This window comes from Flagellimonas halotolerans (assembly GCF_035818535.1).
GTDB lineage: Bacteria > Bacteroidota > Bacteroidia > Flavobacteriales > Flavobacteriaceae > Flagellimonas > Flagellimonas halotolerans.
This window is the reverse complement of the sequence record NZ_JAYKYV010000003.1, coordinates 14,433-25,961: the sequence shown is the minus strand read 5'-3', so window position 1 is coordinate 25,961 and position 11,529 is coordinate 14,433. Positions and strand designations below refer to the sequence as shown.

Below are 11,529 nucleotides of genomic sequence, written 5' to 3'. Positions count from 1 at the left end.
AAATCGGTTTCTGAATAAAAATGTAAAAGCATATCTTTGCAGCCGAAAAAATAGCGGTCATTTTCCGCGTATTCAATTATAAATAAACATACTAATGTCTAAAGTAACAGGTAAGGTTGCCCAAATTATAGGCCCGGTCATTGATGTTGAGTTTGAATCAGGGGTGGAAATCCCAAGAATTTATGACTCACTTGAAATAGCAAAAGCTGATGGCTCAAGATTGGTTCTCGAAGTACAATCACACATTGGTGAGAATACCGTAAGAACCATCTCTATGGACTCTACCGATGGTTTGAGCAGAGGTGTAGAGGTAGTAGCTACCGGAAATCCAATTCAAATGCCAATTGGCGAAGATGTTTACGGACGTCTTTTCAATGTAATCGGTGATGCCATCGATGGTTTGGAAGAACTGCCTAAAACTGGAGACAACGGACTTCCAATTCACCGTGAAGCACCAAAATTTGAAGACCTTTCTACTTCTACAGAAGTACTTTTTACAGGTATTAAAGTAATCGACCTTATCGAACCTTATGCAAAAGGTGGTAAGATTGGATTGTTTGGTGGTGCCGGGGTTGGTAAAACCGTATTGATTCAGGAGTTGATCAACAACATTGCAAAAGGCCACGGTGGTTTATCCGTGTTCGCCGGTGTTGGAGAGCGTACTCGTGAAGGAAACGATTTGCTACGTGAGATGTTGGAGTCCGGCATTATAAAATACGGGGACGATTTCTTGCACTCCATGGAAGAAGGAGGATGGGATTTGTCCAAGGTAGACAAAAGCGCCATGAAAGAATCCAAGGCAACCTTTGTGTTCGGTCAGATGAACGAACCACCGGGAGCACGTGCTCGTGTGGCATTGTCTGGATTGACCATTGCAGAATATTTCCGTGATGGATCGGGAGAAGGACAAGGTAAAGACGTTCTTTTCTTCGTAGATAATATTTTCCGTTTTACCCAAGCAGGTTCCGAGGTATCGGCCCTTTTAGGTCGTATGCCATCCGCGGTAGGTTACCAACCAACATTGGCCACAGAAATGGGTGCCATGCAGGAAAGGATTACATCAACAAAAAGAGGTTCCATTACATCGGTACAGGCGGTTTACGTTCCTGCGGATGACTTGACGGATCCGGCACCGGCAACAACATTTGCCCACTTGGATGCCACTACCGTACTTTCACGTAAAATTGCCGAGTTGGGGATTTATCCCGCTGTAGATCCATTGGACTCCACTTCAAGGATTTTGACCCCTGAAATTTTGGGTAAAGAGCATTACGACTGTGCACAACGTGTAAAAGAGTTGTTGCAACGCTATAAAGAGCTTCAAGATATTATTGCCATCTTGGGTATGGAGGAACTTTCTGAAGAAGATAAATTGGCCGTAGGTAGAGCAAGACGTGTACAGCGTTTCTTGTCACAGCCATTCCACGTAGCGGAACAGTTTACTGGTATTCCTGGTGTATTGGTGGACATTAAAGAGACCATCAAAGGATTTAACATGATTATGGACGGGAAACTAGATCACCTGCCAGAATCTGCCTTTAACCTTAAAGGTACCATCGAGGAAGCCATAGAGGCTGGAGAGAAAATGTTGGCGGAAGCATAGTGTCATTCCTGCGGAAGCAGGAATCCCATTGTTAATTAAGTCAAAGTTTAAAAGATTCCCGTTTCCACGGGAATTACAAGAGAAAATATGTATTTAGAAATAGTATCACCCGAAGCTACCTTATTCTCAGGCGATGTAACTGCGGTTACCGTTCCTGGTATAAATGGCGAGTTCCAAATGCTGGAGAACCACGCACCTGTGGTTTCTTTGTTGCAAAAGGGAAGCGTAAAAGTAAAGGGCAACATCACTATAGATGAAGCCTTTGCCGATAAGTTTTCAAAAGGAAAAAATGGAGAAACTGTTTTGGCAATCTCAAGCGGTACTGTTGAGATGAAGGACAATAAAGTAATTGTTCTGGCCGATTAAAAAATAAATTCTTGGTTAACCTGAAATAGGTTGACAGATTAATGGACTTTAGATTAATCCTGTGGAGCTAGCTCCACAGGATTTTTTGTTGCTATAAAGTTAGGTGTTATCATATTCAGTGCTGACAAAATAAAACCACATTTAAAACCCAGTGTTATAAAGCATTTTTTGGTCAGGTAGGTCTTTATTTGGTTTCGGTTAACTTGCACAAATCGGATAAGGTTCAAAAATCCATATCTTAGACATCTCATTTATTTTTAATGGCCAAAACCAAAACAGCATTTTTTTGTCAAAACTGTGGAACCCAATTCCCAAAATGGATTGGGCAATGTTCCTCTTGCAAAGAGTGGAACACAATTGTGGAAGAAGTGGTCCAAAAAGAGGATAAAAAAAGTTGGAAGACCGACAAGGTCGCCAAACAGGCCAACAAACCCCTTAAGGTTTCCGAAATCACGCAAGAAAAAGAACTCCGGTTGGATACCAAAGACCAAGAGTTCAACCGCGTTTTGGGAGGTGGATTGGTACCAGGTTCGCTTACTTTACTGGGAGGAGAACCTGGTATTGGAAAAAGTACCTTGTTGCTTCAAATTGCGTTAAAACTGCCCTACAAAATTCTATATGTTTCAGGGGAAGAAAGTCAACGGCAAATTAAAATGCGAGCCGACCGCATTCAACCCAAGAGCGAAAATTGCTACATTCTTACCGAGACCAAAACCCAAAACATTTTTCAGCAAATATCCACCATTGAGCCCGATTTGGTCATTATAGATTCCATTCAAACACTGCACACCGATTATATCGAGTCCGCAGCTGGAAGCATTTCACAAATCCGTGAAAGCACTGCCGAACTCATCAAATTTGCGAAAGAGAGCCATACCCCTGTTATTTTGGTAGGGCATATCACCAAGGATGGTACTATTGCAGGTCCCAAGATTTTGGAGCACATGGTCGATACCGTTCTCCAATTTGAAGGTGATCGCAATTACGTGTATCGTATCCTTCGTTCCCTCAAAAACCGATTTGGTTCCACAGCGGAACTGGGTATTTACGAAATGCAAGGAAGTGGTTTACGCGAAGTGAACAATCCATCCGAAGTATTGATCTCCAAAAATGAGGAAGACCTGAGCGGTACTGCTATTGCGGCAACTGTTGAAGGTATGCGACCTTTGCTTATTGAAATACAGGCTTTGGTGAGCACCGCCGTTTACGGAACGCCACAACGATCCGCAACAGGTTTCAATGCCAAAAGGTTGAACATGCTTTTGGCCGTTTTGGAGAAACGAGCGGGTTTTAAACTAGCAGCCAAGGATGTTTTTTTAAATATTACCGGTGGAATCTCCGTGGACGACCCAGCCATTGATTTGGCCGTAATGGCCGCTATTTTATCCAGTAACTCCGATATTCCCATTGAAAAAGGCACTTGTTTTGCAGCTGAAGTAGGACTTGCTGGTGAAATTAGATCCGTGCAGCGGGTGGACCAACGCATTCTTGAAGCGGAGAAATTAGGCTTCTCTACCATATTTGTCTCCAAAAACAACAAAATCGGCCTAAAAAGAACGGGGATACGGGTACAAAAAGTATCTAAGATTGAAGATGTGGTCGCTCATCTATTCGGATAATCTTTCTTTTTGATGGTTTATTTCTATATTTAAAAAATCCGATTGTCCGAAATCAATCATGCAAACAAAAAGTTGTCAGGTCGAGACTTCATTGCCATGACGTTGAGCCTAATAACCCCCCGACTTAAGTTTGTCTTGAGTGGAGTCAGAAGGCTCAACGAGACAAGGTATTATGATTGATTGCGAATATTCGATTAAAAAAAACTTTCAAACCGCACATGAAAAGATTTTACCCTCTACTTTGCTTAGCCCTATTGGCTTCCTGTTCCGAACCAAAACCAGACACAGCCAACAAAACCTATTTCACCACTTGGGAACATTATTTGGGAGACCCCGAACGAACGCATTTCTCCAATCTTGATCAAATCAACACCTCCAATGTAAATCAATTAAAACTCGCTTGGAGCTATAAAAGCGGAGGACTGAAAGAAGGAAGAACAACACAGATACAGACTAGCCCTTTAATGGTGGAAGATGTACTTTATGGGGTAAATGCCGCCATTGAGTTGTTCGCAATCAACGCAAAAACAGGAACAGAAATCTGGAAATTTTCACCAAAAACCAAGGATGAATCAGGTTTGGGACTCAATCGTGGACTAAATTATTGGAAATCGGATGGCAAAGCACCCGGTCGTATCTTTTTCTCCTCCGGATCAAAACTGTACGCCATCAATATTGAAACAGGCAAGCCCATTACCGATTTTGGCAACGACGGCAGCATTGACCTCCGTGACGGCTTGGGCAGAGACCCCAATAAGTTGTCCGTAGTATCCAATACCCCTGGAGCCGTTTTTCAGAACATACTCATTCAAGGTACTCGTGTGGGCGAAGGACCCGGCTCTTCACCAGGACACATACGGGCATACGATGTACTCACAGGTAAAATTTTATGGACTTTCCACACCATTCCCCAACCAGGAGAATTTGGTTACAACACCTGGCCTGCCGAAGCCTATAAAAAAGTTGGCGGTGCCAACAGCTGGCCGGGCATGGCCTTGGACAAGGAGAATGGCATTGTTTATATTCCTACGGGTTCGGCCGCTTTTGACTGGTATGGTGGCGACCGCGAAGGATCCAACCTTTTTGCCAATTCCCTGTTGGCGCTAAATGCCACTACTGGGGAACGTATTTGGCATTTTCAAATGGTACACCACGATATTTGGGACAGAGACTTGCCCGCACCGCCCAACTTGGTGGATATTGTTAGGGACGGACAAACCATTCCTGCGGTAGCACAAGTAACCAAAAGTGGGCACATATTTGTGTTCAACCGAATAACTGGGGAGCCTCTCTTCCCTATCGAGGAAAAGGCCTATCCAAGTTCCACACTGCTTGGTGAAAAAGCGTTCGAAACTCAACCCCTACCCTTAAAACCAGCTCCTTTTGCCCGTCAAATTTTAACAGAAGACGATTTATACGCACCGAACAGAACTGCTTTTGTTGATGATTTGGTTCAAGGGAATGAAACCAAGGATAATCCAACTGTGTTGGAAAAATTCAAATCCATTACATCACAAGGGCAATTTATACCGATGGATACTACGGGAGTGATTTTATTCCCAGGTGCCGACGGTGGCGCCGAATGGGGCGGAGCAGCGCTCGACCCCAGAGATGGTGTGATGTACGTTAACGCCAATGAAATGGCTTGGATCATTAAAATGAAAGAAATTGGTAGTGATGGAGAAGGTTCCAGCGTGGGGCAAAGTTTGGCACAAATTCACTGTGCCAGATGCCATGGTGGCAATTTACAGGGTTTAAACGGAATTCCTGAGCTCCAAAATGTGAAGTTGCGATTGAAATCCGATTCCATAAAAACCATTATCCAAAAAGGCCGCGGTGCCATGCCGGGGATGCCCAATCTTTCCGAGGAGGAAACCAATGCCATTACCGAGTTTGTATTGGGTATGGAAAAAGCGAAAGACCATAGGGTAGAAAAGTTAACAGTGGATGTTCCCTATTCCGTGGCCAGTTTTGCCAGATTTAAGGACGATAGGGGTTATCCTGTGGTAAAACCTCCATGGGGCACCTTGAATGCCATCGACCTTAATTCAGGGGAATATCTGTGGTCGGTACCTTTGGGGCATGAAGAAAGTTTGGAAGACCCCAATGTTCCCGTTTCTGGACTTGAAAACTATGGAGGTCCAGTGGTCACCAAAGGTGGAGTGCTCTTTATTGCGGCCACCAAGGATGAAAAAATCCGTGCCTTTAATATGAAAACCGGCAAACAACTTTGGGAAGACCAGCTTCCTTCCGGTGGCTATGCCACACCCATTACCTATCAAGTCGATGGGAAACAATACGTCGTGATTTCCTGTGGAGGAGGCAAAATGGGTACCCCTTCGGGTGATGAATACCGTGCTTATGCTTTAGAATAGTTTATGGTGCGGGATTTGGAATCTCTCTATGGATTTCTTCAATCCCGTCCAACACCGCATCGGATAGGTCCACATCTATACTGGCAATGTTCTCCTTGAGTTGTTCCATACTGGTTGCACCAATAATGTTACTGGTAAGGAATGGTCTGGTGTTCACAAAGGCCAAGGCCATTTGTGCCATGCTCATACCGTGTTCACTGGCCAATTGGGCATACTTCTCGGTAGCCTGTACAGCTGTATCGCCGCTATATCTGTTGTAATTCGGAAACAAAGTCACCCTTGCTTTTCTTGGGGGAATTTCGGTCAGGTATTTTCCGCTCAACACTCCAAATCCGAGTGGGGAATAAGCCAACAAACCTATTTGCTCACGCATGGCAACCTCGGATAGCCCAACCTCAAACAATCGGTTCAAGAGATTATATGGGTTTTGAATTGTTAGCATTCTAGGTAAAGACTGGTGCACCTTGCTTTCTTCCAAATAACGCATGGCACCCCAAGGAGTTTCATTGGACAATCCTACATGACGAATCTTGCCTTCGGCAATCAAATCGCGCAATGTTTCCAATACTTGGTGGATATTATCATCCCAAACATCAACCGCATGGGCATTGTAGCCACGTTGTCCGAAATAATTGGTGTTCCGCTCCGGCCAATGGAGCTGGTACAAGTCGATATAATCGGTTTGTAAACGTTTTAAACTGCCTTCAACCGCACTGATAATGGATTCCTTACTGAACCCCGTGCTGCGAATGTGCTTCGCAGCGTGTCCAGGCCCAGCTATTTTAGATGCAAGCACCACTTTGTCCCGATTGCCTGTTTTTTTGAACCAGTTCCCTATAAATTCTTCGGTTACCGCGTACAGCTCTTTCTTTGCCGGAACCGGGTACAGCTCGGCCGTATCAAAAAAGTTCACACCTTGATCTAAGGCGTAGTCCATCTGTCCATACGCCTCATCTTCATTGTTTTGGCGGCCCCAGGTCATGGTTCCCAAACAAATTTTGGATATTCGGATATCGGTATGTGGAATTCTGGTGTATTTCATCTTTTTTGGTTTAGGACAGTTAAAGGTACTGAAACAAAAACTTCGGCCTTTACGCCAATGTTATTTCTCAACTTCCAATAAAATGGGGCAATGGTCGCTATGCTTGGCTTCGGACAAAATCACGGAACGTTTGAGCCTATTTTCCAAGGGTTCTGCAACCATTCCATAATCCAAACGCCAGCCCTTGTTATTGGCCCGTGCATTGGCCCGGTAACTCCACCACGTGTAATTATCTGGTTCTTTGTTGAAATGTCTAAAACTATCTATAAAACCACTTTCCATAAAATTGCCTATCCATTCCCGCTCCACGGGCAAAAATCCTGATACATTTTTGTTGCGAACGGGATCGTGGATGTCTATTGCCTCATGACAGATATTGTAATCCCCACAAACAATTAGGTTGGGGCGTTCTTTTCGAAGTTCCTCCGAATACTTTTGGAAATCGGCCATGTACGTCAACTTAAAATCCAAACGATCCATATTGGTGCCAGATGGCAAATACATGCTCATTACAGAAAGGTCTCCAAAATCGGCACGGATGTTTCTCCCCTCATGATCCATATAATCTATTCCCGTTCCGAATTCTACGTTATCCGGTTCGTTTTTACATAGTAAAGCCACACCGCTGTATCCTTTTTTCTGTGCACTGAACCAGTAGTGGTAAGGGTAACCGGCTTCTTCAAAAAGATGGGTATCCACTTGCTCTTTCATGGCCTTGGTCTCTTGCAAACAAACTACGTCTGGACCAACGGATGTCAACCACTCCATAAACCCTTTGTTCATTGCCGCCCGGATTCCGTTAACATTGTATGATGCGATTTTCATATTATCAAATTTGTTCAAAAATAGCTATTGTGAACGGCTCCCTAAAATTGAATTTACCAATGGATGTATCGATGGAAAGAATGAACACCTGCTTTCTTGATGTTTTCCCGTATTTTTAGATCCAAATTCATCCTCATGACCGCACTTGTTCTAATAGATACCCAACTTGGGCTTCAAGAAACAACATTTTATGGTATGGAGCGGAACAATCCCGAAGCTGAAGCAAATTGTGGCAGACTACTCAAACACTTCAGAAAAAAACATTTGCCCATTTTCCATATAAAGCACAATTCGACCAACCTTAGTTCACCCTTGCACCCCAATAAAATGGGAAACGAATTCCACCCAGCGGTTCAACCTATGATCAACGAACCTGTGTTTGAAAAAACCGTGAACAATGCTTTTATTGGCACTGAATTGGAAATAAGCCTAAAAGCTCAAGATATTACTGACTTGGTGATTGCGGGACTCACCATTGAGCATTGCATTTCCACTTCGGTTCGGATGGCCTCAAACCTTGGTTTTAATGTTATTTTGGTTTCTGATGCCACTGCTGCCTTTGATAAAATTGGGTTTGATGGAAAAAAATATAGTGCAGACATCATTTTTCATTCGGAATTGGCCAACTTAAAAGATGAATTTGCAACAATCAAGAACACCGAAACAGTACTAAACCAACTAGACAAATCATTTCAATGAGTTTTAAAATCAACTACCTTAGGGCAAGCCCAGGAGGTCTTCAAACGAAAAAAATCAATTTATTTCGATGTAGAACGTCGGGGAATAAAACCCTCAATGAGGGATTTAAGGGATTCTCCCTACTTTTCACACTTTTATTTGCACTTCAAATAATAGCACAGGACACCCAAAAAGACTCCATAACACAATTGGATGAAGTTGTCCTTACCCAAGATGCCATTCCTAAAAAAGCTACGGGAATTACATCTTCGTCCAAAATTGCAGGTCAGGCTTTTGAGCGTTTCAATCCCACGGACATCCCTTCTGCCATCAATCAGATTTCGGGTGTTTATATTCTATCGGGAGCCATCAACACCAATCGAATTACGATCCGCGGCATCGGTGCAAGAACACCCTACGGAACCAACAAGCTACGCATGTACTTTAACGGTATTCCCGTTACCAATGGCACTGGCTCCTCCACCATCGAGGCCTACGATTATGAGAATTTAGGTACCGTAGAGGTTATAAAAGGCCCAAAAGCCACTGCGTATGGTTCCAATCTGGGTGGTGCCATTTTGCTGGACACCAAGGCATCCGTTCAAGACAAGACCCAACTCATTAATTCGTTCGCGATGGGGTCTTACAATATGTTGAAAGACAACTTGACATTTACCCATTCGGAAGACGGTTTTAATCTATCCCTTAGCTACAATCATCTGGAAACCGATGGATACAGACAGAACAGTCAGTTCCGGCGCGATGGTTTACTGCTGAACACCCAGTTCCAAACCGGGCAAAAAAGCAGCATGGCTATTTTGGTAAACTATATCGATTATACAGCGCATATTCCGAGTTCCATTAATCAAACAGATTTTGAGGAGGACCCTACGAGGGCACCATCAAACTGGTTGGAATCAAAGGGTTATGAGGCCAACAACTATATTTTAACGGGTCTGTCACATACCTATCAGTTTTCCGAAAACCTCCAAAATACCACAAGTGTTTTCTATACTTACTTGGACCATTACGAACCTAGACCTTTCGATATTTTGGATGAGTTTACCAATGGATTTGGTGTTCGGAACCGTTTTGCCGGCAATTGGGGCAATGCACAATTCTCCTTTGGTGGCGAGTTCTATAAAGATGAATACCATTGGGGCACTTTTGAAAATCTGTATGAAGAAAATAATGGCAACGGTAGCCTGCAAGGAAGTCAACTAAGCGACAATACAGAGTTTAGGCGGCAGTTCAACCTTTTCGGGACGCTTACCTATCCTTTAACGACAAAATTTTCCGCCCAATTGGGGCTAAACTTGAACAAGACCCATTACGATTTTAGGGACTTGTTCAACCAAGGAGAGACCAACGCTTCTGCAGAACGTGATTTTGATGCCATTTTGCTACCAAATCTGGGGATCAACTACCAATTAAAAAATGCAAAAGTCTATGCGAACATCAGTAGGGGCTTTTCCAATCCCAGTTTGGAAGAAACACTTACTCCAGAAGGAATCATCAACCCGGGCATTGCCCAAGAAACGGGAACAAACTATGAACTTGGAAGTGAGTTGTCGCTATTTGAGAAAAGGCTTTCGGCGAACATCAGCCTGTACCGAATGAACGTGAAAAACCTGTTGGTGGCCCAACGTATTGGAGAGGACCAATATATTGGCAGAAATGCCGGGAAAACCCGTCACCAAGGGTTGGAACTGGACTTGCAATACCGAGAAAAACTATCACGGTCGGTTACCTTTTCCCCATATCTCAGCTATACATTGAACGACCATAGTTTTGTGGATTTTGTCGACGGTGACAACGATTATTCGGGCAATCCGCTCACTGGGGTGCCAAAACATCGATTAAGTTCGGGTATCGATTTAAGACATTCAAACGGGTTGTTGCTTAATCTGACCCATCAGTATGTGGACGAAATTCCCTTAACGGATGCCAATTCCATAAACAGCGATTCCTTTAACGTGTTCCATGCCAAGTTGGGCTTCCGTACCTCACTTTCGTCGCATATCAGTTTAGGTCTAAGTACGGGAATCAACAATATTTTTGACAGTAATTATGCCCAATCCGTATTGATCAATGCAGTTGGTTTTGGAGGCGCACAGCCCAGATATTATTATCCAGGAAATGCACGCAATTATTTTGGGGGTATGCAATTAAATTATGTTTTTTAAAATTTGATCAATGACACCAAAAATAGAAACCCTACCTCCTACTAAATTAATTGGCAAAAAACTGAGTACATCTTTCGCTGATGATAAAACTTTTGATCTTTGGACTAGCTTTTCACCAAGGAAAAGGGAGGTCAAAAACTCCATTAATAATGACCTTTATTCGGTAGAAATTTATCCCGACACGTCCTTTTTTGAAAATTTTGACCCTACCCTGGCATTTGAAAAATGGGCCGCCATTGCCGTATCCGATTTTGAACAAATTCCCGATCAAATGGAAAGCCTAGCATTGCCCAAAGGCCTATATGCAGTTTTTCCATACAAAGGAAAACCGAGCCATGCCATGGAAACCTTCAAGTATATTTATTCAGAATGGTTACCCCTTTCGGAATATGAAATGGACAGCAGGCCCTACTTTGCACTAATGGGCGATAAATACAAAGGAGAGCACCCCGAATCCGAAGAGGAGTTTTGGGTGCCTATAAAAGTCAAACAGTAAGCAATATTGGGTGCTAGAACACAACTATTTTGAAATTTCAATTAACATTTAGATATTTCCCTAAACAGCTAAATATAAAAAATGAATTCCCTGTTCAAGGCCCTGAATGATGAAACACGTAGAGAGATTGTAGAACTACTCAAAGAAAAGGATATGAATGCGGGAGAGATTGCCGAGCGGTTTCAAATTTCGAAACCAAGTATTTCCCACCATTTGGATATATTAAAACAAGCCAATCTGGTCACTAGTGAAAAGAAAGGACAGTTTGTGGAATATTCACTTAGCACCTCCATTTTAGAAGATTTGCTTAACTGGATACTAACCCTTAAAAAATAAATT

The 11,529-nt window shown here is 43.1% G+C and carries 10 protein-coding genes; 8 read left to right on the top strand and 2 right to left on the bottom strand.

The features are described from left to right. Window positions 1-94: 94 nt before the first annotated feature. The 4 genes from atpD (at window position 95) to VM932_RS04750 (ending at window position 5,963) form a co-directional block, all read left to right on the top strand. Window positions 95-1,603: a F0F1 ATP synthase subunit beta gene (gene atpD / locus VM932_RS04765; protein WP_293165804.1), complete on the top strand. Its 1,509-nt coding sequence runs from the start codon at window positions 95-97 to the stop codon at window positions 1,601-1,603. A gap of 87 nt (window positions 1,604-1,690) precedes the next feature. Beyond that, a complete protein-coding gene (locus VM932_RS04760) occupies window positions 1,691-1,969 on the top strand; it encodes a F0F1 ATP synthase subunit delta/epsilon (protein ID WP_326277412.1) in 279 nt (92 codons plus the stop codon). A gap of 260 nt (window positions 1,970-2,229) precedes the next feature. Further along, complete coding sequence (gene radA, locus VM932_RS04755; protein ID WP_326277411.1) at window positions 2,230-3,588, top strand: DNA repair protein RadA; 1,359 nt, start codon at window positions 2,230-2,232, stop codon at window positions 3,586-3,588. Between the two features lie 218 nt (window positions 3,589-3,806). Further along, on the top strand, window positions 3,807-5,963 hold the full coding sequence (locus VM932_RS04750; RefSeq protein ID WP_326277410.1) for an outer membrane protein assembly factor BamB family protein: 2,157 nt from the start codon (window positions 3,807-3,809) through the stop codon (window positions 5,961-5,963). A 1-nt stretch (window position 5,964) separates the two neighbouring features. Here the strand turns inward: VM932_RS04750 and VM932_RS04745 are convergent, their stop codons facing one another. After that, complete coding sequence (locus tag VM932_RS04745) at window positions 5,965-7,005, bottom strand: aldo/keto reductase (protein ID WP_326277409.1); 1,041 nt, start codon at window positions 7,003-7,005, stop codon at window positions 5,965-5,967. A 60-nt stretch (window positions 7,006-7,065) separates the two neighbouring features. Further along, on the bottom strand, window positions 7,066-7,830 hold the full coding sequence (locus VM932_RS04740; protein WP_293165813.1) for an exodeoxyribonuclease III: 765 nt from the start codon (window positions 7,828-7,830) through the stop codon (window positions 7,066-7,068). 135 nt (window positions 7,831-7,965) lie between these two features. Between VM932_RS04740 and VM932_RS04735 the strand changes: the two genes are divergently transcribed. The 4 genes from VM932_RS04735 (at window position 7,966) to VM932_RS04720 (ending at window position 11,526) form a co-directional block, all read left to right on the top strand. Further along, a complete protein-coding gene (locus VM932_RS04735) occupies window positions 7,966-8,529 on the top strand; it encodes a cysteine hydrolase family protein (RefSeq protein WP_326277407.1) in 564 nt (187 codons plus the stop codon). Further along, entirely contained in the window at window positions 8,526-10,694 is a 2,169-nt protein-coding gene (locus VM932_RS04730) for a TonB-dependent receptor family protein (RefSeq protein ID WP_326277406.1), read from the top strand. The genes VM932_RS04735 and VM932_RS04730 overlap by 4 nt, the downstream gene beginning before the upstream one ends. Window positions 10,695-10,704: 10 nt before the next feature. After that, window positions 10,705-11,190, top strand: coding sequence for a GyrI-like domain-containing protein (locus tag VM932_RS04725; protein ID WP_326277405.1), 486 nt, complete (start codon window positions 10,705-10,707; stop codon window positions 11,188-11,190). 81 nt (window positions 11,191-11,271) lie between these two features. Next, window positions 11,272-11,526: an autorepressor SdpR family transcription factor gene (locus VM932_RS04720; RefSeq protein ID WP_326277404.1), complete on the top strand. Its 255-nt coding sequence runs from the start codon at window positions 11,272-11,274 to the stop codon at window positions 11,524-11,526. Window positions 11,527-11,529: the final 3 nt, after the last annotated feature.